21 protein-coding genes and 2 tRNA genes are annotated in these 21,766 nt (G+C 74.3%); 16 read left to right on the top strand and 7 right to left on the bottom strand.

Going from position 1 to position 21,766, the window contains the following annotated elements:
- Positions 1 to 32: 32 nt before the first annotated feature.
- The 4 genes from ABZ881_RS18125 to nudC all read left to right on the top strand — a co-directional run bounded on the left by ABZ881_RS18125 (position 33) and on the right by nudC (position 5,237).
- On the top strand, positions 33 to 1,313 hold the full coding sequence (locus tag ABZ881_RS18125) for an aldehyde dehydrogenase family protein (RefSeq protein WP_358485885.1): 1,281 nt from the start codon (positions 33 to 35) through the stop codon (positions 1,311 to 1,313).
- Between the two features lie 39 nt (positions 1,314 to 1,352).
- On the top strand, positions 1,353 to 2,675 hold the full coding sequence (locus tag ABZ881_RS18120) for a pitrilysin family protein (RefSeq protein ID WP_358485883.1): 1,323 nt from the start codon (positions 1,353 to 1,355) through the stop codon (positions 2,673 to 2,675).
- Positions 2,676 to 2,805: 130 nt separating this feature from the next.
- A complete protein-coding gene (locus tag ABZ881_RS18115; RefSeq protein WP_358485880.1) occupies positions 2,806 to 4,191 on the top strand; it encodes a pitrilysin family protein in 1,386 nt (461 codons plus the stop codon).
- Positions 4,188 to 5,237: an NAD(+) diphosphatase gene (nudC, locus tag ABZ881_RS18110; protein WP_358485878.1), complete on the top strand. Its 1,050-nt coding sequence runs from the start codon at positions 4,188 to 4,190 to the stop codon at positions 5,235 to 5,237. Before ABZ881_RS18115 ends, nudC begins: the two co-directional genes overlap by 4 nt.
- 65 nt (positions 5,238 to 5,302) lie before the next feature.
- Here nudC and ABZ881_RS18105 read toward each other — a convergent pair whose 3' ends face one another.
- Positions 5,303 to 5,542 carry a mycoredoxin gene (locus ABZ881_RS18105; RefSeq protein ID WP_358485876.1) on the bottom strand — a complete coding sequence of 80 codons (240 nt, stop codon included), beginning with the start codon at positions 5,540 to 5,542 and terminating at the stop codon, positions 5,303 to 5,305.
- 104 nt (positions 5,543 to 5,646) lie between these two features.
- Between ABZ881_RS18105 and ABZ881_RS18100 the strand changes: the two genes are divergently transcribed.
- The 6 genes from ABZ881_RS18100 (at position 5,647) to ABZ881_RS18075 (ending at position 10,063) form a co-directional block, all read left to right on the top strand.
- On the top strand, positions 5,647 to 6,087 hold the full coding sequence (locus ABZ881_RS18100; protein WP_358485873.1) for a hypothetical protein: 441 nt from the start codon (positions 5,647 to 5,649) through the stop codon (positions 6,085 to 6,087).
- Positions 6,077 to 6,424 (top strand): transcriptional regulator, encoded by a 348-nt coding sequence (locus ABZ881_RS18095; protein ID WP_358485871.1) that lies wholly within the window; start codon positions 6,077 to 6,079, stop codon positions 6,422 to 6,424. The genes ABZ881_RS18100 and ABZ881_RS18095 overlap by 11 nt, the downstream gene beginning before the upstream one ends.
- 200 nt (positions 6,425 to 6,624) lie before the next feature.
- Positions 6,625 to 8,718: an ATP-dependent DNA helicase UvrD2 gene (locus tag ABZ881_RS18090; protein ID WP_358485869.1), complete on the top strand. Its 2,094-nt coding sequence runs from the start codon at positions 6,625 to 6,627 to the stop codon at positions 8,716 to 8,718.
- A gap of 202 nt (positions 8,719 to 8,920) precedes the next feature.
- Positions 8,921 to 9,184, top strand: coding sequence for a hypothetical protein (locus ABZ881_RS18085; RefSeq protein WP_358485867.1), 264 nt, complete (start codon positions 8,921 to 8,923; stop codon positions 9,182 to 9,184).
- Between the two features lie 257 nt (positions 9,185 to 9,441).
- Positions 9,442 to 9,732 carry a WhiB family transcriptional regulator gene (locus ABZ881_RS18080; protein ID WP_344022473.1) on the top strand — a complete coding sequence of 97 codons (291 nt, stop codon included), beginning with the start codon at positions 9,442 to 9,444 and terminating at the stop codon, positions 9,730 to 9,732.
- 85 nt (positions 9,733 to 9,817) lie between these two features.
- Positions 9,818 to 10,063, top strand: a complete 246-nt coding sequence (locus ABZ881_RS18075; protein ID WP_358485865.1) for a hypothetical protein — start codon at positions 9,818 to 9,820, stop codon at positions 10,061 to 10,063.
- A 160-nt stretch (positions 10,064 to 10,223) separates the two neighbouring features.
- Here ABZ881_RS18075 and ABZ881_RS18070 read toward each other — a convergent pair whose 3' ends face one another.
- Positions 10,224 to 10,643, bottom strand: coding sequence for a VOC family protein (locus tag ABZ881_RS18070; protein ID WP_358485862.1), 420 nt, complete (start codon positions 10,641 to 10,643; stop codon positions 10,224 to 10,226).
- An 80-nt stretch (positions 10,644 to 10,723) separates the two neighbouring features.
- On the opposite strand from ABZ881_RS18070, the gene ABZ881_RS18065 reads away from it, so the two are divergent.
- On the top strand, positions 10,724 to 11,314 hold the full coding sequence (locus ABZ881_RS18065; protein WP_358485860.1) for a TetR/AcrR family transcriptional regulator: 591 nt from the start codon (positions 10,724 to 10,726) through the stop codon (positions 11,312 to 11,314).
- Between the two features lie 30 nt (positions 11,315 to 11,344).
- On the opposite strand, the gene ABZ881_RS18060 is transcribed toward ABZ881_RS18065, so the two are convergent.
- On the bottom strand, positions 11,345 to 12,673 hold the full coding sequence (locus ABZ881_RS18060; protein WP_358485858.1) for an AarF/UbiB family protein: 1,329 nt from the start codon (positions 12,671 to 12,673) through the stop codon (positions 11,345 to 11,347).
- Positions 12,670 to 13,644 carry a hypothetical protein gene (locus tag ABZ881_RS18055; protein WP_358485855.1) on the bottom strand — a complete coding sequence of 325 codons (975 nt, stop codon included), beginning with the start codon at positions 13,642 to 13,644 and terminating at the stop codon, positions 12,670 to 12,672. The genes ABZ881_RS18060 and ABZ881_RS18055 overlap by 4 nt, the downstream gene beginning before the upstream one ends.
- A 225-nt stretch (positions 13,645 to 13,869) precedes the next feature.
- On the opposite strand from ABZ881_RS18055, the gene ABZ881_RS18050 reads away from it, so the two are divergent.
- A complete protein-coding gene (locus ABZ881_RS18050; RefSeq protein ID WP_344022485.1) occupies positions 13,870 to 14,493 on the top strand; it encodes a M48 family metallopeptidase in 624 nt (207 codons plus the stop codon).
- 11 nt (positions 14,494 to 14,504) lie between these two features.
- On the opposite strand, the gene ABZ881_RS18045 is transcribed toward ABZ881_RS18050, so the two are convergent.
- The gene (locus tag ABZ881_RS18045; RefSeq protein WP_358485852.1) at positions 14,505 to 16,079 is read right to left on the bottom strand and encodes a zinc-dependent metalloprotease; all 1,575 of its coding nucleotides are present in this window, start codon (positions 16,077 to 16,079) and stop codon (positions 14,505 to 14,507) included.
- A 125-nt stretch (positions 16,080 to 16,204) separates the two neighbouring features.
- Positions 16,205 to 17,212 (bottom strand): S16 family serine protease, encoded by a 1,008-nt coding sequence (locus ABZ881_RS18040; protein ID WP_358485850.1) that lies wholly within the window; start codon positions 17,210 to 17,212, stop codon positions 16,205 to 16,207.
- Between the two features lie 242 nt (positions 17,213 to 17,454).
- On the opposite strand from ABZ881_RS18040, the gene ABZ881_RS18035 reads away from it, so the two are divergent.
- The 3 genes from ABZ881_RS18035 to ABZ881_RS18025 all read left to right on the top strand — a co-directional run bounded on the left by ABZ881_RS18035 (position 17,455) and on the right by ABZ881_RS18025 (position 20,847).
- Positions 17,455 to 20,367, top strand: a complete 2,913-nt coding sequence (locus tag ABZ881_RS18035) for a UPF0182 family protein (protein ID WP_344022491.1) — start codon at positions 17,455 to 17,457, stop codon at positions 20,365 to 20,367.
- 129 nt (positions 20,368 to 20,496) lie between these two features.
- Positions 20,497 to 20,573 (top strand) — tRNA-Met (locus ABZ881_RS18030).
- Positions 20,574 to 20,770: 197 nt separating this feature from the next.
- Positions 20,771 to 20,847: transfer RNA gene (locus ABZ881_RS18025), tRNA-Met, on the top strand.
- Between the two features lie 42 nt (positions 20,848 to 20,889).
- On the opposite strand, the gene ABZ881_RS18020 is transcribed toward ABZ881_RS18025, so the two are convergent.
- Complete coding sequence (locus ABZ881_RS18020) at positions 20,890 to 21,495, bottom strand: methyltransferase (RefSeq protein WP_344022493.1); 606 nt, start codon at positions 21,493 to 21,495, stop codon at positions 20,890 to 20,892.
- A gap of 44 nt (positions 21,496 to 21,539) precedes the next feature.
- On the opposite strand from ABZ881_RS18020, the gene ABZ881_RS18015 reads away from it, so the two are divergent.
- Positions 21,540 to 21,764, top strand: a complete 225-nt coding sequence (locus tag ABZ881_RS18015) for an RNA-binding S4 domain-containing protein (RefSeq protein ID WP_344022495.1) — start codon at positions 21,540 to 21,542, stop codon at positions 21,762 to 21,764.
- Positions 21,765 to 21,766: the final 2 nt, after the last annotated feature.

Raw genomic sequence — 21,766 nt, 5'->3', positions numbered from 1 at the left:
GGGCCCGGCCGGGAGCGCCTACCCTGACCTGCGTGAGCACCTCCACCGCGACCGACACCGCCCTGTCCGGAGACTCCGAGGCCCCGGAGCCCGCCGCCGTCCGGGACGCCGCGCAGCGCGCCCGGGCCGCCGCCCCGGCGGTGCGGGCCGCGGGGGAGGGCCGGATCGACGACGCGCTGCGGGCGGCCGCCGCGCTGATCCGCGGCCGCGCCGTCGAGCTGCTCGACGTCAACGCCGCCGAGGTCGCCGCCGCGGAGCGCAACGGAATGGCCGCCGGGCTGCTCGACCGGCTCCGGCTGGACGAGGAGCGCCTCGCCGGCATCGCCACCCAGCTGGAGGTGCTCGCCGCGACCCCCGAGCCGCCGACCGAGTGGCCGGTCCGCACCCTGGAGACCGGGGAGCGGGTGTTCGAGCGGCGGATCCCGGTCGGCGTCATCGGCGCCGTCTTCGAGGCCCGCCCGAACGTCACCGTCGACGTCGCCTCGCAGGTGCTCAAGGCGCGCAGCGCCGCCGTGCTGCGGACCGGCTCGGCCGCCCTGGCCAGTGCCACCGCGCTCGTCGAGCAGGTGCTGCGCCCCGCGCTGACCGAGGCCGGGCTGCCCGCCGAGGCGGTCCAGCTCGTCCCGCTGCCCGGGCACGCCGGCGCCGAGGCGCTGGTCGGGCTGCCCGACCTGGTCCCGCTGGTCGTCGTGCGCGGCTCCGGCGAGGTCACCCGCAGGCTGACGCTGCTCGGCGCGACCGCGGGCACCCGCGTCCTCGCGCACGCCGACGGCGGCGGCGTGCTCTACCTGGACTCGTCCGCCACCCCGGACGACGTCACCCGGCTGGTCACCGACTCGACCGACCGGCTCGGTGTGTGCAACCGGCTGAACCTGCTGCTGGTCGACCGGCCCGTCTACGACACCCTGCTGCCGGTCGCGAGGGCCGCCCTGGACGCCCGCGGCATCACGCTGTCCGAGCCGCCGCACAGCCACCGGCTCGGCCACGAGTGGGCGCTGGACTCCGGCGCCGAGGCGCACGTGACCGTCGCCGCCGTCGACGGCCCGGACGACGCCGCCGACACCGCCGCCCGGGAGACCTCCGGGCTGGCGGCGACGATCTGCGCGTCCGACGCCGACGTCGCGCAGCGGTTCATCGACCGCTACACCGGCACCGGGGTGTTCTGGAACACCACCTCCCGGCTGCTCGACGGCTACAAGCTGCTCGGCCTGCCGGAGACCGGGATCAACGTCGACCACACCCCCGGCCCGCGCGGCCCGGTCACCTACCGTGACCTGGGTCTGCGCCAGTTCGTGGTGCTGCCGCCCGCCTGAGCGCGGCACTCTGTCGGTGCCGCGGGTTAGCCTCGCCGTGTGTCCGTGACTGATCAGCCCGCTGCCACGCTCCCGCTGCACCGGGCGACGCTTCCGAACGGTCTGCGCGTGCTCGTCGTGCCGGACCCGGCGACCCCGGCGGTCGGCGTCGCGGTGCACGTCGACGTCGGGTTCCGCTCCGAGCCGGAGGGGCGCACCGGGTTCGCGCACCTGTTCGAGCACCTGATGTTCCAGGGCAGCGAGAGCCTGGAGAAGCTGGAGCACTTCCGCCAGGTGCAGTCCGCGGGCGGCATCTTCAACGGCTCCACCCACCAGGACTACACCGACTACTTCGAGGTGCTGCCCGGCGCCGCGCTGGACCGGGCGCTGTTCCTGGAGGCCGACCGGCTGCGCGCGCCGAAGCTGACCGAGGAGAACCTGCGCAACCAGGTCGACGTCGTCAAGGAGGAGATCCGGCTCAACGTCCACAACCGCCCCTACGGTGGCTTCCCGTGGATCCTGCTGCCGCCGGTCCTCTACGACTCCTTCCCCAACGCGCACAACGGCTACGGCGACTTCTCCGAGCTCGAACAGGCGAGCCTGGACGACGCGGCGGCCTTCTTCGACACCTTCTACGCCCCGGGGAACGCGCTGGTCACCGTGCACGGTGACCTCGGCGGGCACGGGGTGGACGGCACGCTCGCACTCGTCGAACGGCACTTCGGCGACATCCCGGCCCGCCCGGTGCCGCAGCGGCCGTCGTTCGCCGAGCCGGTGCCGGGCACCGAGCGGCGGCAGAGCGTGACCGACGCGCACGCCCCGCTGCCCGCGCTCGCCCTCGGCTACCGGGTGCCGGACCCGACCACCGATCCCGACGGCTACCTCGCGCACGCGATGCTGGCCTCCGTCCTGACCGACGGCGAGGCCGCCCGGCTGCAGCGCCGCCTGGTGCACCGGGACGGCTCGGTGACCGACGTGTCGGCGTCCAACGGGCTGATGGGCGGCCCGTTCGACGCCCGCGACCCGGACACGTTCACGATCACCGCGGTGCACCCGGCCGAGGTCACCCCGGACCGGGTGACGGCCGCCGTCGACGAGGAGCTCGACCGGCTCGCCGAGCAGGGCCCGGACACCGCCGAGCTGGCCCGCCAGTCCGCCCGCTGGACGGCGGCGCTGCACCGGGAGGACGACCGGGTGATGTACCGGATGCTCGGGCTCGGCGCCCGGGAGCTGCTCTACGGCCGGGCCGAGCTCGCCCTGGAGCTGCCCGCCCGGCTGGCCGCGCTTGGCACCGCCGACGTCGCGGCCGCGGCCGCGCGGCTGCGCAGCGCGGGCCGTGCGGTGCTGACCGTCGAACCGGCCTCGCCCGGGGTCGCCGAGTGAACCGGGCCAGGCACCGCGCCGCCGCCCGGCCGCCCGGGGGAGCCCGCGCCGTCCACCACACCCGTCCACCCGGCGCCGCCCGCCCCGTCGGGGGCCACGGCACCGCCTACCACCGAGAGGGAGCCGCCGCGTGACCGCCGTCCGCACCCACCGCAGTGCCGAGGAGATCGGCCGCACCGAGCGGGGCCCGCGCGAGCTGCCCGCGCTGGGCCGCACCAGGCCGGTGCCGCTGCCCGAGGTCGTGACCGGGACACTCCCGAACGGGCTGACCGTGATCGCCGCCCGCCGGCCGGGAGTGCCGCTGGTCGAGACCGTGCTGCGGATCCCGGCGGCGTCCCCCGCCGACTCGGCGGACGCCGGATGGACCGCCGGGATGGAGCTCGTCGCCGAGACGATGCTGACCGGCACCGCCTCCCGGGACCGGGTCGGTATCGACGACGAGCTGGCGGGTGTGGGCGGCGAGCTGGGCGTCGGCGTCGATCCGGAGTGGCTGCAGATCGGCGGCTCCGCGCTGGCGTCCGGGCTGCCGGTCGTGCTCGACGTGCTGGCCGACGTGCTCACCGGCGCCACCCACCCCGACGACGAGGTGCTCCGCGAGCGTTCCCGGCTGGCCGAGCGGATCGCGGTGGCCCGGGCGCAGCCGCGCACGGTCGCCCGCGAGGCGCTGATGCGCAAGCGCTTCGGCGACCATCCGATCGTCTCCGAGATGCCCACCGCGGCCGCGGTCGCCGAGATCACGCCGGACCGGGTGCGGGAGCTGCACGCCGGCACCGTCGTGCCCGGCGGGGCCCGGCTGGTGCTGGTCGGCGACATCGACCCGGAGGCCGCGATCGCCGAAGTCACCGCCCGCCTCGGCGACTGGTCCGGCGCGCACCCGGCCCGCCGGCTGTCGCCGCCGCCCGCGCCCGCCGCCGGCGATCTCGAGCTGGTGCACCGGCCCGGGTCGGTGCAGTCCCAGATCCGGCTCACCGCGCCCGGCCTGGACCGCACCGACGAGCGCTACACCGCGTTCCAGCTCGCCAACCTGGTGTTCGGCGGCTACTTCTCCTCGCGCTGGATGGAGAACGTGCGCGAGGACAAGGGCTACACCTACGGCGCGCACTCCGGCCAGGAGTTCGTGCCCGGCGGGGCGGTGCTGGGGCTCGACGTCGACGTCGCGTCCGACGTCACCGCGGCCGCGCTCCTCGAGACCCGCTACGAGCTGGGCCGGATGATCGCCGTCCCGCCCACCGAGCAGGAGGTCGAGTCGGCCCGCCGGTACGCGATCGGGTCGCTGCTGATCTCGCTGGACAGCCAGTCCGCGCTGGCCGGGACGCTGTCCGCACTCGACGCCGTCGGGCTCGGCGTCGAGTGGCTCCGGGACCGCCCGCAACGACTGGAGGCGGTCACCGTCGACGAGGTCGGCGAGGCGGCCGCACAGCTGTTCGCGCCGGCCCGGTTCACCGGCGTGGTCGTCGGCGACGCCGAGGCGATCGGCTCCCGGCTCGCGGCGCTCGGCGGGGTGAGCCTCCGGTGAGCGGCGACCCCTCCCGCCGGGGTGACTTCACCCTGGTCGAGCAGCCCGTGCTCTCCCGCAACGCGCTGGTCCGCGACGAGAACCTGCGGCTCGACCCGGACTACGTGCGCGACTCCTGGCCGAAGGCCCGGGTGGTCGTCATCGACGAGTCCGGGCGCACCCCGGTCGACTGGCAGGTCGACCCGGCCCGCGAGTTCCGCGAGGGCGACGCCGCCGCCTGGGACGCCGCGGCCGGCCGCAACGGCCGGGTCCGCACCCGCACCGGCTCGGACATCGCCCCGGAGCCCCCCGAGGAGGCCGTCCTGCTCGGGGAGGCCGACGGAGTCCCGTACTGGGCGGTGCGGATCGGCTCCGCGAAGACCGCCGACAGCGACGTGTTCGCGGGCGGGCCGGGGGAGTGGACCGACCTGCGGGCGGCCGGGGCGTTCCTCGACCCGCTCGGCTCCGGGCTCCTCACCGGCGCGGTCGCCACCCTGAACTGGCACGACCGGTCCCGGTTCTGCGCCGTCGACGGGACCCGCACCCGTCCGCAGAGCGCCGGCTGGGCCCGCCGCTGCGAGAACGGGCACGAGGAGTACCCGCGCACCGATCCGGCGATCATCTGCCTGGTGCACGACGGCGCCGACCGGGTCCTGCTCGCCCGGCAGCCGGTCTGGCCGGTCGGCCGCTACTCGGTGCTCGCCGGCTTCGTCGAGTCCGGCGAGTCGCTGGAGGCGTGCGTGCAGCGGGAGATCGCAGAGGAGGTCGGGATCGAGGTCACCGACGTCCGCTACCTGGGCAGCCAGGCGTGGCCGTTCCCACGGTCGCTGATGGTCGGCTTCCACGCCATCGGCGACCCGGACGCCCCGCTGCAGCCGGCCGAGGGCGAGATCGCCGAGGCACTCTGGATCACCCGCGCGCACCTGCGGGCCGCGCTCGCCCGCGGGGACTGGGGCAGCCGCGACGACGACGCGGCCGGTCCCGACACCGACCCGGTCGTCATGCTGCCGGGCACGGTCTCGATCGCCCGCACCATGCTGGAGTCCTGGGCGGCGGCCGGGGACTGACCCGCCGACGCACGACGGCGGCCCGGGCAGTACCCGGGCCGCCGTGCCCTCCCCGGTGGCCGGGATCAGACGCCGAGGCGCTGCCTGACCTCGGCGAAGCTCGGGTTGGTCGCCACCGACTCGTCGGGGAACACGACGGTCGGGACGGTGCGGTTCCCGCCGTTGGCCTGCTCGACGAACGCGACCGCATCCGGCTCGCGCTCGATGTCGATCTCGCGGTAGCCGATGCCGGCCTCGTCGAGCTGGAGCTTCAGCCGGCGGCAGAAGCCGCACCAGCTGGTCGTGTACATGGTCAGGTCCGCCATGACCGGTGCAACGGCACGCGAACCGCGGATCTTCCCGGCGCCATCGCTTTCCGATCCGGCAAAACACTTGACTTGCCGACATGGCACATGATTTGGTTGCCGCTATGGAAAACGAATCGGTCGCCCGTGACGCGTTGCGGGATCTGGAGTCCGACCGTGCCGCGCTCGCCGGCCGGATCGTCGCGCCGGCCTGGTTGCACGCCGCGTTCGCGCTGGCCGCCGCGTGGTACGTGCTGGTGCCCGCGTTCGGTGAGTCCGTCCGCGCGCCGGCGGTGTGGGGCCTGGCGCTCGTGCTCCTGGTGCTGCTGTGGCTGCACCGGCGGATCACCGGCATCCGCCCACGCTCCGTGGGCGGCCGGGGATGGGCCGTGTTCGCCGTCGCCTGCGTGGCGGTGCTGGTGCTCCTCGTCGTCTCGCTGGGGCTGGTGGCGTCGCTGTCACCGTGGTGGGCGTTGGCCCCGGCGGTCGTCTGCTTCGGCGTCGTGTACTGGACCAACGTCGCGTTCGAGCGTCTGACCAGGGAGAACCTGCGCCGTGGAGCCTGATCGGAACGAATCGGCCGAACTCGGTTTCGACGACACCATCCACGCCCCCGTGCGGCTCCGGATCAGCGGGCTGCTGCGGCACGTCGAGCAGATCGACTTCGCGGTGCTCCGGGACACACTCGGGATCACCGACGCCACGCTGTCCAAGCATCTGCGGATCCTGGTCGAGGCGGGCTACGCGACCACCACGAAGTCCCGCTCGGCGACCCGGTCCGACGCCCGCCGGATCACCTGGATCGCGCAGACCCGCAGCGGGCGGGCCGCCTTCGACGCGCACGTCGAGGAGCTGCGCCGGATCGCGGCCGGCACGATCAGCGAGTCCGCCCCACCGCCCTGACCGAGTCCGTGGCCTCGCCGAGTGCCGGCGCGATCTCGTACAGCGATCCCGCGCGTCCCCCGGGACCTCGCGCCCTCGACGCCCGCGCCCCCGGCAGCCCGCGGTCCCACCCCCACGTCCCGCCGCGCGCGCGAGCGACCGCGCCGACACCCACGGGCGGGTCCGGCGGAAGTGTCGGAGCCGGGTGTCAGGATGGGCACGTGCCGTCCCGAACCTCCCCCCGCCCCGCCCGCACAGGACAGGTCCCGGAGAGTGCGGACGGGCTGGACCCCGATCAGCGGGCCGCCGTCATCGCGCCGCGCGGCCCGGTCTGCGTCCTGGCCGGCGCCGGCACCGGCAAGACCCGCACGATCACCCGGCGGATCGCGCACCTGGTCGGGCAGGGCCACGTCGCCGCGGGCCAGGTCCTCGCCGTCACCTTCACCGCGCGCGCCGCGGGGGAGCTGCGCACCCGGCTGCGCGGGCTGGACGCCCCGGGCGTGCAGGCCCGCACCTTCCACGCCGCGGCGCTGCGGCAGCTGCGCTACTTCTGGCCGCAGGTGGTCGGCGGGCAGCCGTGGCCGCTGCTCGACGGCAAGTTCCGGCTGGTCGGCCAGGCCGCCGCCCGCGCCGGGGTGGGCACCGACTCGGACGCGGTGCGCGACCTGTCCTCGGAGATCGAGTGGGCCAAGTCGTCGTTGATCGCCCCGGTCGACTATCCGGCCGAGGCGGCCCGGCGCAAGCGCGACGTCCCCGGTTCCGCCGCGCAGGTCGCGCAGGTCTACGCGGGCTACGAGGAGCTCAAGAACGCCGCGCAGGCGCTCGACTTCGACGATCTGCTGCTGCACACCGCCGTCGCCCTGGAGGAGCACGCAGGGCCCGCCGAGGAGTTCCGCTCCCGCTACCGCTGCTTCGTCGTCGACGAGTACCAGGACGTCACGCCGCTGCAGCAGCGCCTGCTCGACGCCTGGCTCGGCGACCGGGACGACCTGACCGTCGTCGGCGACGCCAACCAGACGATCTACACCTTCGCCGGGGCCTCGCCGCGCTACCTGCTGGAGTTCCCGCGCCGGTTCCCCGGCGCCGCCGTCGTCCGGCTGCAGCGCGACTACCGGTCCACCCCGCAGATCGTCTCCTGCGCGAACCAGCTGATCGGCGCTGCCCGGCACCGGCCGGCCGGGTCCCGGCTGCAGCTGGTCGGGCAGCTCCCGCCAGGGCCGGACCCGGACTTCTCCGAGCACGACGACGAGCCGGCCGAGGCCGCCGCGGTCGCCGGCCGGATCCTCACCCTGCTCCGCGACGGCACGCCCGCCTCCGAGATAGCGGTGCTGTTCCGGATCAACGCCCAGTCCGAGGCGTTCGAGCAGGCGCTGTCCGACGCCGGCGTGCCCTACCAGGTGCGCGGCGGCGAGCGGTTCTTCGCCCGCCCGGAGATCCGCCGGGCGATGGTCGAGCTCCGCTCCGCCGCGCCGGAGCAGCGGCCCGGCACCGACCTCGTCGACGTGACCCGCGCCGTGCTCGGCGCCCGCGCCGGGCTCAGCGACGAGCCGCCGAAGGGCGCCACCCTGCGCGCCCAGTGGGAGTCGCTGCTGGCACTGGTCGGCGTCGCCGAGGAACTCGCCGCCGCCGAACCGGACGCCGACCTGGCCCGGCTGTGCACCGAGCTGGACACCCGCGCGGACTCCGCTCAGGCACCCGTCGTGCAGGGCGTCACGCTGGCGTCGCTGCACGCCGCGAAGGGCCTGGAGTGGGACGCGGTGTTCCTGGTCGGGCTGGCCGACGGGACCCTCCCGATCGGCCACGCCGGCGACGACGAGCACGCGATCGAGGAGGAGCGCAGGCTGTTCTACGTCGGGATCACCCGCGCCCGGCGGGTGCTGTCGATGTCCTGGTCGCTGTCCCGGGCGTCCGGGCGCGGGCCGAAGCGGCGGCGCTCCCGGTTCCTGTACGGGCTGATCCCGGACTCGCACCCGGCGTCGCGGGTGGCCGGCGAGCGCCGCCCGGGCGGCGCGCGTCCCCGCTGCCGGGTGTGCGGCACGCCGCTGTTCGGCGGCACCGCGACCAAGCTGATGCGCTGCGACGACTGCCCGTCCGATGTCGATCTCGAGCTGCTGGACCGGCTCAAGCAGTGGCGGGCCGGGGAGGCCAAGCAGCAGGACGTGCCGGCGTTCGTCGTGCTCACCGACGCGACGCTGACCGCGATCGCCGAGCAGCGTCCGGCCGATCCCGCGGCACTCGTCGGCATCCCGGGGATCGGGGCGGCCAAGCTCGACCGGTACGGCGACGCGGTGCTGGCCCTGCTCGCCGAGCGGTAGCCGGACCCCTCTTCGGTCAGCCCCTCGTGAACTTCCGGAGAGAGTTCGGGAAAACCGGTTGCACCCCTGTGCGCGGCACTTCTAGTGTCGACGGCACCGAGTGGAGCACATCGCTCCACCGAGACATGCGCCGTGCGGGAGATCGCACCGTGCGGACACGCCGCAGGCACTGCGACACGGAGACATGGAGGAGGTGGCCGGGATGAACGACTTCGATCTGATCATCCGGACCGGCCCCGCCCTGCCGTGCCCGCCCGCGAGCACCGTCCTGCACCGCGTCGCGCACGCGACGCTCGGCGAGCGTTCCTGGCAGCGGACCGAGGTCGTCGGCGGCCCGTTCCGTACCCGGGAAGACGTCTACGTCCAGCCGGTCGGCAAGGCCACCGTGATCGCCATGGACTTCGGTCCGACCGTCGATGACAAGTCCACATCAGCGTCCGTTCCCGGGCGCCGAGGGGGAACCTGACCCTCAGCGCTCGCGCCGAGTCCCGATCGGGGCCGCGGAACCCACGCACACGGGTTCCACGGCCCCGATTTTTTTGTCCGCATGTCCGTCCCGAGGAAAGCAGATCTGTGCAGAACGCAGGTCCGACAACCGTCCGAGAAGTTCGATCGAGGAGGTCGATCGTGTACGTGAGATCCGCTCCGTGTGACGGCGGAGTGATCCAGGCCGAGAGCGGTGGCGGCTGCTCGTCACCCGCGGGCGGGCATCCGCCCGCCGAGGTGACCGGAGCAGCCGGGCAGTGGTCGGCACTGCCCTGCCGCAACGGCGACGCGGACCTGTGGTTCGCCGAGTCGCCGACCGAGCTGGAGCAGGCGAAGGCGCTCTGCACCGGCTGCCCGGTGCGGGACGCCTGCCTGTCCGGCGCGCTGGCCCGCGGCGAGCCGTGGGGGGTGTGGGGCGGTGAGATCTTCGACCGCGGCCGGGTGATCCCGCGCAAGCGGCCGCGAGGCCGTCCCCGCAAGGCCGACCTGGAGCGCGACCGCGCCTACGCGCTGGCCGCGGGCTGCTGAGACCGACCCCGACAGATCCCTGACAGATCCCGACAGAACCCGACAGATTCCGACCGACGAGGAGACGACCGAGATGAGTCACCTGATGACCGCACCGACGGTGCCCGCCGAGCGACCGACCACCCACGCCGCGCACACCGATCACCTCGTGAACCCGGAGAACGCAATGACGCTCATCCATGAAGCACTGGCGAGATCCCATCAGCAGCAGGCGCAACGGGAGGCCGCGGAGTACCGGCTGGCCCGGCGGCTGTGCGCGGCCCGGCGCTGGACCCGGCTCGCGAACTGGGTCTCCGCCCGCGCCGAGCGGGCCCGGGCCCGCGTGACCTGATCCGGAGCCGCACGGCTGCGACACATGACACCGCCCCGCCCGGACCGGTTCCGGGCGGGGCGGGGCGGTGTTCTCCGGGGCGGCGGGACCGGGGCGGCGCTGCGCCGGCCCGGCACGAGGCGCCCGGACGGTGCGCGTGCCGGCCGTGGTGCCGCCCCGGTCAGCCCGACGCCCCGCCCTCGGCGAAGGCGCCGGCGAACTCCGGTGACGGCGGGATCTCGGTGATCACGTCGACGAGCACCCCGTCCGGCCCGGCGACGATGAAGTGTCGCTGCCCGAAGTCCTCGTCGCGCAGCTCCAACGCGAGCGGCAGACCGCCCTGCACGACCAGCCGCGTCCACTCGGCGTCGACGTCGTCCACCTCCAGGTTCACCAGCACGCCCGCCGCCGATCTCCCGCGGTACGCCTCGGGGATCGTCGGATGGTCGCGGTCGAGCACCGCGATCTCGTGACCCTCGCGTCGCAGGCTCACGTACCAGTCGGCGTCGAAGGTGATCTCGAAGCCCATCGGGCCGGTCCAGAACGCCCGCGCGGCGGCGACGTCGTCGGTGGCGAGCACGGGATAGCAGCTGCTCAGCACGGTTCCTCCCGAGATTTACATACCGTTGGTATGCGAAAAGCTACTGACGTACCATCGGTATGTCAACGACGGGAGACGGCATGGGTGTGCGGGTAGAGCAGCGGGAGCGGACCCGGCGGGCGCTGCTCGACGAGGCGGAGCGGCTGTTCGCGCGGGACGGCTACGGCGCGGTCGGGCTGCCGGCGGTCGTCGGCGGTGCCGGTGTCACCAAGGGTGCGCTCTACCACCAGTTCGACGGGAAGGCGGCGCTCTTCGCGGCCGTCCTGGAACGGGTGCAGGAACGGGTCGCCGAACGGGTGCTCGATGCGGCCCGCGGGCACCCGGACGACCCGTGGCAGCAGATGCTGGCCGGCTGCCGGGCCTTCATCGAGGCCAGCACCGGCCCGGCCACTGCCCGGATCATGCTGGTCGACGGGCCTGCGGTTCTCGGCTGGCCGGCCTGGCGGGAGCTCGACGAGCGCACCTCCGGCCGCCATCTCGCCGCCGCGCTGCGGGTGCTGGTGCAGCACGGCGACCTGGCGCCGCAGCCGATCGAGCCGCTGGCCAGGCTGCTGTCCGGGGCGATGAACGAGCTCGCGATGTGGCTCGCCGGGCCCGGGACGACCGACGCCGACCGGGACGCGGCGCAGGCCGCGCTCGAGCGGACCCTGGCCGGGCTGCGGTCCCGGTGACGGCGCGGCTGCGGTCAGCGGCCGCGCCCGTCAGGAGGCCGCCGGCCCCTCGAACATCTCCGGCTGCCAGTGCTCGACGATCTCCCGCAGCCGCACCCGGGCGTCGAGCTGGCAGAGGATGCCGAGCGTCCCCATCGTCACCCGGTGCACCAGCAGGAAGCGCGGCGGCAGGTTCAGCGACCGCCCGATCGCGGCCTCCGGGCTGCGCAGGTCACCGACCCGCTCGGCCTGCGACTGGATCCAGCGCCGGCTGAAGTGGAACTCGTCGTTCTCCAGCGGCTCGGTGAACGGCGCCAGGTAGCCGAGGATCTGCTCCTGGTCGATCCGGGCGCCGTCGCGGACGAACCCGGCCGAGCGCATCAGCGTCATCAGCTCGGCGCCGCGTCCCTCCAGCGCGTACTTGGTCATCGCCACCAGCTCGGGCGGCATGCCGTCCGGCATCCGGGCGACCGCGCCGAAGTCCAGCACCAGCAACCGGCCGTCGTCGAGGATGCCGAAGTTGCCCGGATGCGGGTCGGCGTGCAGCAGGTGCGTGCGGTCCGGGGCCGAGTAGTGGAACCGGGCGAGCCGCTCGCCGGCGTGGTCGCGCTCCTCCCGGGTGCCGTCCCGGATGACCGAGGACAGCCTGCGCGCCTCGACCCACTCGGTGATGACGGCCTTGGGGGCGGACCCGACCACCCGGGGGACCTTGACGTCCGGGTCGTCGGCGAAGAAGGCCGCGAACTCGCGCTGGTAGCCGGCCTCGTCGCGGTAGTCGAGCTCCTCCTCCATCCGCTCGCGAAGCTCGTTGACCAGGGGCTTGATCTCCATCCCGGGGACCAGCGGCTGCAGGATCCGGCTCATCCGCCCGAGCTGGCGCAGGTCCGAGCGCAGGGCCTCCTCGGCGCCCGGGTACTGCACCTTGACGGCGACCTCGCGGCCGTCGCGCTTCCACACGGCGCGGTGCACCTGGCCGATGCTGGCCGACGCGGCCGGGGTCTCGTCGAACTCGGTGAACCGGGAGCGCCAGGAGCGGCCGAACTGCTGGGTGAGCATGTGGTCGACATCGGCCATCGGCATCGGCGGTGCCGCCGTCTGCAGCTTGGTGAGGGCCTCCCGGTACGGCTCGGCGTACTCGTCCGGCACCGCCGCCTCGAACACGGACAGTGCCTGCCCGAACTTCATGGCGCCGCCCTTGAGCTCGCCGAGCACCGCGAACAGCTGCTCGGCGCTCTTCGCGGCGAGCTGCGCCGAGATCTCGTCCCGGTCGCCACCGGTGAGCCGGCGGCCGAAGCCGGCCGCGGCCCGCCCCGCGACGCCGAGCGGGATGCCCGCGAGCTTGGCGGTACGCGATGCGGTCCGGCGGGGAATGTCGCTCACCCCACGATTGTCCACCCGGGGCGGGGCGGAGCGCACCTCGCGGTGGGTGTTGTCATGGGTGCCGTCCTGCGGATCACCGCTGCATCGCAGGGGCAGCCGGGGCGCCCGCGGAGCGGACGGGCGGTGATCGACGCCAGGTCCGCGGCGAGTTCCAGCTCGGTCCGCCACGACGCGGGCGGGGGGCGCCCGGCCGCCGGGCCGTCCAGCGCGGCGAGAACCTGGGCGACGGCCAGCGCGGCGGTCGCGGCGACGACGTGCGGATCGCCCGTGCGGGGCGCCGGGAGCGCGGCGGACGGGTCGCGGTCGCGGTCCCGGCACTCCGGGCAGGGGCCACCGCCGGGCAGGAGCAGCGGCCCGACCACCCCACGTCCGTTGCGCAGCGTGACGACGAGGTGGACGGCCGCGCTGTCCGGGGCCGCGTCCCGCGCCCCGGCGAGGACCACCAGATCGGGCGGGACCCGCCCGGCCGGCCCGGACCGGACACCCGCGGCGGCGAGCAGGTCGTGCAACGCTCGGGCCCGGCGGCCGTCCCCGGCGGGGAGCCCGGCGGCGACGTCCGCGCCGTCGACCGTCCCGGTCACCCGCGGCAGCACGTGGCCGACGCCGCTGCGGGCCAGCCCGGCGACGACGGCGCTGCCGAGCGCCGAGTCCCCGCGGACCTCCACCAGAGCCGATCCGCGCCGTCGCAGCATCCGGTCCCCGTCGTCCGGGTCGGCGAGCAGCCCGGCCCGCAGCAGGGCGCCGAGCAGCACCAGCAGCGCCGCGCGCCGGCCCGGCGGCAGCGCCGCCCGCAGCTCGGCGACCGTGCGGGGACCGGCGCCGAGCCGGTCCAGCGTTGCCGCGACGGCGGGGGACAGGTCGTCGAGCACCCGGGTCCCGGCGGGCCCGTCGCCGATCCGGCGGGTGCGTGGTCCGGTCGCCACGATGGCGTGATGCGGTGCGAGCGCCAGCCGGCGCGGGAGTTCGCTCATCGGGCCACGGTGGCGGGTGCGGCCGGGTGCGCGTGGCGGAATCCGGCCGGCGTTCGCAGAAGCACACGGGGCAGCACACGGGGCGCCGGGGGCCGGTTCCGCGGCGCGGTCCGGCCGGGGGAGGACGGGACGCCGCGGCCGGCCCGTCGTCCGGAGCCGGCAACCGGCCGGATCGGCCCGTACCGGCGGCTCACATCGGATGTCAGGTCGGCTTACTCTTGTCCCATGGCGAGCTCCCCGGTCGAGGTCCGACGCAGCGCCCGCCGGAAGCGGATGGTCAGTGCGCGCCGCGAGGGCGATCGCGTCGTCGTGTTCATCCCCGGCTGGATGTCCGCCGAGCAGGAACGCGACTGGGTCGCCGAGATGGTCAAGCGGATCGAGGCCAGCGAGGCCCGGCGGCGCTCACCGGGCCGCCGCGGCGACGAGGCCCTGCTGCGCCGGGCGAACGAGCTGTCGGCGCGCTGGCTGGAGGGCCGCGCGACGCCGGTGTCGGTCCGCTGGGTCCCGACGATGCGGACCCGCTGGGCGTCCTGCACGCCCGACGACCGCACCATCCGGATCAGCGAGCGGCTCCGGGACGCCCCCGGCTGGGTCGTCGACTACGTCCTGGTGCACGAGCTCGGGCACCTGCTGTCCGCCGCGCACGACCAGGTCTTCTGGTCGTGGGTGTACCGCTACCCGCGCACCGAGCGGGCGATCGGCTACCTGGAGGGGCTCAACGCCGCCGCGTCGCTCGGGATCACCGGGGTGGACGGCGACCCGGCGACGGCCGACGCGTCCCCGGAGCCCGCCGACGACGCGCCTGCGGTCGCGCTCCAGGACCCCCCGGCGGCCGCCGCGGGCGGCTGAGCCGGACCACTTCAGGAGTCGCGCTTCGGCCCCTCGTCGCCGTCGGACGAGCCGGACGCGTCGGAGCCGCCGGAATCATCGGACGAGCCGGACGCGTCGGAGCCGCCGGGCGGGTCCTGCTCCTTCCGCGCGTCCTCGGCCATCTGCCGCTCCAGCTCGGCGATCGGGTCGTCCGGCACCCCGCCACCGGAGCCACCGCGGACGAACGCGGCCGGGTCGTCCAGGTCGTCCGCCGACGGGATCAGGTCCGGGTGCGCCCAGACCGCGTCCCGGCCGTCGATCCCGCGCTCGTCGCGCAGCAGCTGCCACAGCTCGGACGCGGCCCGCAGCTTGCGCGGCCGCAGCTCCAGCCCGACGATCGTCGCGAACGCCTGCTCGGCCGGACCGCCCGAGGCGCGCCGGCGGCGCATCGTCTCGCGCAGCGCGCCGGCGCCGGGCAGCCGCTCGTCGAGCGCCTCCGCCACGACGGTGTCCACCCAGCCCTCGACGAGCGCGAGCAGCGTCTCCAGCCGGGCCAGCGCGGCCTTCTGTTGCGGGGTGTCCTCCGGCTCGAACATGCCGGACTGCATGGCCTCCTGGATCGACTCCGGGTTCGACGGGTCGATGCCCTGGGCGAGCTCCTCGATCCGGGAGGTGTCGACGGTGATGCCGCGGGCGTAGTCCTCGACCGCGCCGAGCAGCCGCTCGCGGAGCCAGTGCACGTGGGTGAACAGCCGCTGGTGGGCGGCCTCGCGGGCGGCCAGGTAGAGGGTCACCTCGCCGGCCGGGCGGTCCAGGCCCTCGGTGAACCGGGCGATCGCCTCCGGCAGCAGCGCCGCGGTGCGCTCCGGGCCGACCGGGATGCCCAGCTCGGTGGAGGTGAGCACCTCCTTGCCGAGCTGCGCGAGACCCTGGCCGAGCTGGCTGCCGAACGCCATCCCGCCCATCTGGCCGAGCATCGCCAGCATCGGGCCCGCCGCGCTGCGGACCTCCTCGGGCAGGCCCTCGACCCAGGCCGCGGACAGCCGGCGCGCGACCGGGTCGCACAGCCGCTTCCAGGTGGGCATGCCCGCGCGCACCCAGTCGCTGGGTGTCCACGCCTTGACCTCGCCGCCCGCGGACGGGAACTCGGTGGCCGGGTCCAGCCACAGCTCGGCGAGCCGGACGGCCTCGGTCACGGCGGTGCGCTGGTCGTCGGTGAGCGACGACGTCGTCTGCGCGAGCTGCTGGGTGGCGAGCTGGGCGGCGAGGTCGTAGTTGACCGGCCCGCCGTCGCCGGACCCGGTGCCCGCGTGGCTGAGCATCTGGCCGAGCTGGGACAGCATCTGCCCGAGCTGGCTCATGTCGAAGTTGCCGCCCGCGCCGCCCGGCATCCCGGGCATGCCCGGCAGCCCGCCCGTGCCGAACGCCGCGAACGGGTTCTGCTGCTGGCCGGCCGGGGTGTCCCCGGACGCCGGGTGCGACCCGAAGCCGAACGGATCCGGCGGTCCCTCCTGCTCGCCGCCGGACCCGTCACCGGAGCCGGCGGAGGAGTCGGGGCCGCGCCCCTCCTCGTCCTTGTCACGGTCACGGTCGGCGGGGCCGAAGCCGAACGGGATGTCGCTCATGCGTCCCACCGTACGCGGGACGGGGTGTCCGACGCCTCCGCCCGCGGCACCGCGATCCGGTGTCGGCACAGGTCGCCGGGCCTGTTCGCGGGCGGCGAACCGGTACGGGCCGTTCCGTGCCGGGCCTACTCCGTGCAGGACGCCGGCGTGCCACCGGCGTCCAGCGTCTCCAGCGCGGCGACGGCCTCGTCGAGCGTGCCGACCCGGACCAGCTGCAGGCCGTCGGGGGCGTCCGCGGCGGCCTCGGCGCAGTTCGCGGCCGGGACCAGGAACGTCTCCGCGCCGACCTCCTGCGCCTTGATCATCTTGAACCGGATGCCGCTGATCGGGCCGACGACGCCCTCGGCGTTGATGGTGCCCGTCCCGGCGACGAACCGGCCGCCGGTGAGCGGGCCCGGCGTCAGCTTGTCCACCAGCGCCAGGCTGAACATCAGCCCGGCGGACGGCCCGCCGACGTCGCCGAGGGTGATCGACAGCCGCTGCCCGTCGGCGGGCGTCGTCGCCGGGGTGATGCCGAGGAACGCGCGCTCCGGGGCCTCGGGGTGCGGCGCCGGGGTGACGGTCACCTCGCGCGGGGCGGCGCCGTCGCGGGACACCGTGAGCTCCAGCGGCTCGCCGGGGCGTGCGGTGCCGAGCGCGTCGAGCAGCGCCTGGACCGAGGCGACCGGGGCGCCGCCGACGCCGCGGATCTCGTCGCCCACCTCCAGCACCCCGGCGGAGGGGGAGTCGTCGGTGAGCGCGCCGACCGTCACCCGGGTGGGCAGCCCGAGGTGGTTGAGCGCGGCGGCCTCGGCGTTCGCGATCGAGCCGTCGAACTCCTGCTGGTTCTCGGCGGTGACCTCGTCGGTGCTGCGCCCGGGCGGGTAGAGCGAGGACCGCGGCGCGAGCCGGTGCGTCCCGGATGCCCACAGCCCGAGCGCCCGGATCGTGGTGATCCCGTCGGTGACGCCGACGGTGGTCATGTTGAGGTGTCCCTCGGTGGGGTAGGTCGGCAGCCCCTGGGCGGACACCACCGGGGTGCCGTCGACATCGCCGAGGGTGTCGAACGTCGGGCCGGGACCCAGCGCGACGACCGGTGCGGGCAGCACCGATCCGACGACGGTGAGACCCAGCAGCACCAGCAGTGCCGTCACCCACGTCGATGATCGAAGGCCCACGCGCGCACCTTACGGTCGTGATCGGTCCGGGACGCGGCTGGGTGCCGGGCGGCCTGTCCGAACTGTCGTTTTCGTGGTGGGATGGCGGAACCGCCGGGGCTCAACCGGGAACTCACGCCGTCGCCGTAGAGTTGACAGTCGGAGAACCTGCCGTCGCTCCCCGCCGGCCGAATCTCTGCGATGTCGTACCCGAGCTGTGGAGCGTGCCCGTGTCGTCCATGCGGCCCCCTGTGGGAGCGCCGTCGCTGACCCGCCGAACCCGGATCCTGCTGGCCGCCGCGGGCGTCCTCGTAGTGCTTCTGCTCGGTGGCTCGCGGCTGCTGAACTTCTATGTCGACTACCTGTGGTTCGGTGAGGTCGGCTTCCGGAGCGTGCAGCTCACCCGGCTGTTCACCCAGATCGTGCTGTTCGGCGTCGTCGGCCTGGTGGTCGGCGGTCTGGTCGCGCTGACCCTGTGGCTGGCCTACCGGTACCGCCCGGTGTTCGTCCCGGTCTCCGGCCCGGAGGACCCGGTCGCCCGCTACCGCACGACGATCATCCAGCGGCTCCGGCTGTTCGCCGTCGGGGTGCCGGTCGCGATCGGCCTGATCGCCGGCCTGGCCGCGCCGGTGCAGTGGCAGACCGTGCAGATGTTCCTGCACGGCACGCCGTTCGGGCAGGTGGATCCGGAGTTCGGCAACGACATCGCGTTCTACGCGTTCACCCTGCCGTTCATGCGGATGGTGCTGAACTGGCTGTTCGTCGCGATCGCGCTGTGCTTCGTGCTGGCGCTGGTCACCCACTACATCTTCGGCGGCATCCGGCTGACCGGCCGGTCCGGCTTCGTCTCCACCGCCGCCCGGGCCCAGCTGGCCGTGCTGGCCGGCGTGTTCGTGCTGCTCAAGGCGGTCGCCTACTGGTTCGACCGGTACGACCTGCTGTGGTCGAACCGGAACTCGCAGACGTTCTACGGGGCGACCTACACCGACCTGAACGCGGTGCTCCCGGCGAAGCTCATCCTGCTGATCATCGCGGTGGTGTGCGCGCTGGCGTTCTTCGTCGCCGCGTTCCGGCAGAACCTGCAGATCCCGGCCGTCGCCGTGGTCATCCTGGTGATCTCGTCGATCCTGGTCGGCACGGCGTTCCCGCTGGTGCTGCAGCAGTTCGTGGTCGCACCGAACGCGAACGAGCGCGAGGCGCCATCGATCGAACGGAACATCGCGGCCACCCGGGACGCGTTCGGCATCGGCCCGGACAACGTCAACATCGTGCCCTACGCCGGGGAGTCCGAGGCGACACCGGCGCAGGTCCGGGCGGACACCGACACCATCCCGAACATCCGGCTGCTCGACCCGGGCAAGCTGAACCGGACGTTCACCCAGCTCCAGCAGCGACGGAACTTCTACGGCTTCGCGCCGAACCTGGACATCGACCGGTACACGATCGACGGCGAGACCCAGGACTACGTCGTCGCGGCCCGCGAGATGGACGCGAACGCGCTCGTCGGCAACCAGCAGGACTGGATCAACCGGCATCTCGTCTACACGCACGGCAACGGCTTCGTGGCCGCACCGGCGAACCAGGTCAACGAGGCGCTGGAGGACGCGGGCGGCCAGGGCGGCCTGCCGCTGTTCACCGTCAGCGACACCCAGACCCAGGGCCGGATCCCGGTCGACCAGCCGCGGATCTACTACGGCGAGCTGCTGGACAACCAGTACTCGATCGTCGGCGCCGAGGAGGGCACCCCGCCGCGGGAGTACGACTCCGACGAGGCGCAGTACACCTACACCGGCGCCGGCGGCGTCCCGGTCGGCGGGCTGTTCAACCGGGCCGTGTTCGCGCTGGCCTACGGCGAGCGGAACATCCTGTTCAACAGCTCGATCAACTCCGAGTCGAAGATCATGTACGTGCGGAACCCGCGGGACCGCGTGCAGGCCGTCGCCCCCTGGCTGACCCTGGACAACGACCCGTACCCGGCCGTGGTCGACGGGCGGATCCAGTGGATCGTCGACGGCTACACCACGCTGCGGGACTACCCGTACGCCGAGCGGGTCGAGCTCGGCGACGCCACCGCCGACTCGCGGCTCGGGCCGGACGGCCAGCAGCTGCCGAACGAGACGATCAGCTACCTGCGCAACTCGGTGAAGGCCACGGTCGACGCCTACGACGGCACCGTGCGGCTCTACGAGTTCGACGAGAACGACCCCGTCCTGCAGACCTGGGAGAACGCGTTCCCGGGCACCGTCACGCCGCGCTCGGAGATCAGCCCGGACCTGGAGGCGCACCTGCGCTACCCGGAGGACCAGTTCAAGGTCCAGCGGGAGCTGCTGACCCGCTACCACGTGGACAACCCCGGCGAGTTCTTCTCGACGGTGTCGTTCTGGGACGTCCCGTCCGACCCGACCGCGGCCGGCGGCACCGAGGGCGGTGCGCAGGACGCGCAGCCGCCGTACTACCTCTACGCCGGCCTGCCGAACCAGGAGGGCGCGTCGTTCCAGCTCACCAGCGCGCTGGTGAGCCTGCGCCGGCAGTTCCTCGCCTCCTACGTCTCGGCCGCCTCCGATCCGGAGAACTACGGCCAGATCACCGTGCTGCAGCTGCCCAACGAGACCCAGACGCTGGGTCCGCAGCAGGTGCAGGCCCAGTTCCTGGGCTCGCCGGAGGTCTCGCAGGAGCTGAACCTGCTCCGGCAGAACCAGACCACGATCGACTACGGCAACCTGCTCACCCTCCCGGTGGCCGGCGGGCTGCTCTACGTCGAGCCGGTCTACATCGAGCGGGCCGGGCAGGACTCGTCCTATCCGCAGCTCGCCCGCGTGCTGGTGAGCTACGGCGGCCGGGTCGGCTACAACGCCAGCCTGTCCGCGGCGCTGGACGAGGTGTTCGGTGCCGGTGCCGGTGACGCGGCGGGCGGTGCGGCGCCGACCACCGGTGAGCAGCCCGCCCAGCAGGAGCCGCCGGACCCGAACGGTGCGGAGACCCCGGCGCCGCCCGCCGCACCGACCGGTGCCCAGGCGACCGCGGCGCAGGAGATCCGGGACGCGCTGAACGACCTGCGGGCCGCCCAGCAGGCCGGTGACTTCGCCCGCCAGGGCGACGCGCTGGCCGAGCTGGACCGCGCCGTCGAGCAGTTCCAGAACTCCGGCGGCTGAACACCACGCACCCGGCGGGCCCGGGACCCCGGTGGACGGGGTCCCGGGCCCGCGGTGTACGGTGGGGACACAACACAGACGGAGCCACGGGGTCGAGGCCACACGGTCGACACGGCCGGTTCCGTTCGGCGCGGGGTGGAGCAGCTCGGTAGCTCGCTGGGCTCATAACCCAGAGGTCGCAGGTTCGAATCCTGCCCCCGCTACCACCACACGACGGCCCCCGGGATCTCCCGGGGGCCGTCGTCGTGTGCGGGTCGGATGCGCTCGGGCGCAACGGATCCGGTGCACGCGTGGGCCGGCGCCGGGACCCGGACCCCCCTGTGCGGGCGCCGGGAGCGGCGAGGTACTGTGGGGACACAACACAGACGGAGCCACAGAGGTCGAGACGACCGGTTCCGGACGGCGCGGGGTGGAGCAGCTCGGTAGCTCGCTGGGCTCATAACCCAGAGGTCGTAGGTTCGAATCCTACCCCCGCTACCACGATGCGAAGGCCCCCGGAGAGATCCGGGGGCCTTCGTCGTGTCACGGCTCGCGCGGCGCGACCTCCAGCACCCGGTAGCCCTTCTCGGAGACCAGCCGGACCGTCGGGAACCCCTGCTCGTGCTCCAGCCAGCGCTGCAGCGAGTCCGATCCCAGGTTCTTCGCCACGACCAGCCAGGCCCGCCCGTCCGGCATCAGCCGGGGCAGCCAGCGCAGCAGCAGCGCGTGCAGGGCCGGCTTCCCGGACCGGATCGGCGGGTTCGAGTAGATCCCGGCGAACGACAGGTCGGCGGGCACCTCGTCCGGCAGGCAGGCCGTCACGTTGCCCAGTCCGGCGCGCTGCGCGTTCGCCCGGGTGAGGCCCAGCGCCCGCTCGTTGAGGTCCACCGCCCACACCGGCAGCCGCCTGCGGCGCGCGGCGAGGGTGAGCGCGATCGGGCCGTAGCCGCAGCCGACGTCCAGCATCGGCCCGCGGACCGGTGGCATCGGCGCCGCGTCCAGCAGCACCCGGGTGCCCCGGTCGATCCGGCCGCCGGAGAACACGCCGGTGTCGGTCGCGAGGGTCAGGTCCACGCCGTCGGCGTGCAGCCGGACCTCGCCCGGCCGGCTCGCGACCGACGGCGTGGCCGTGAAGTAGTGGTCTGCCACGCCGGTCGATGCTACGGACCCGGGGACCGGCCAGAATGGGGGCCATGACGCCCCCGAGCAGCCCGGCCGACGTCCCGATCCGCGACGAGCCGATCCGGATCGGCCAGTTCCTCAAGCTGGCGAACCTCGCCGAGGACGGCGGGCACGCCCGCGAGCTGCTCGAGTCCGGCCTGGTGACGGTGAACGGCGAGCCGGAGTACCGGCGCGGCGCTCAGCTGCGCCGCGGCGACGTGGTCGCCGTCGACGGCCGGAGCGTGCGCCCGGTGTGAGC

The sequence above is a fragment of the Pseudonocardia sp. NPDC046786 genome, from assembly GCF_040645415.1.
GTDB classification, from domain to species: domain Bacteria; phylum Actinomycetota; class Actinomycetes; order Mycobacteriales; family Pseudonocardiaceae; genus Pseudonocardia; species Pseudonocardia kongjuensis.
The sequence above is the reverse complement of the archived record's forward strand: the minus strand, read 5'-3'. Positions and strand labels throughout refer to the sequence as shown.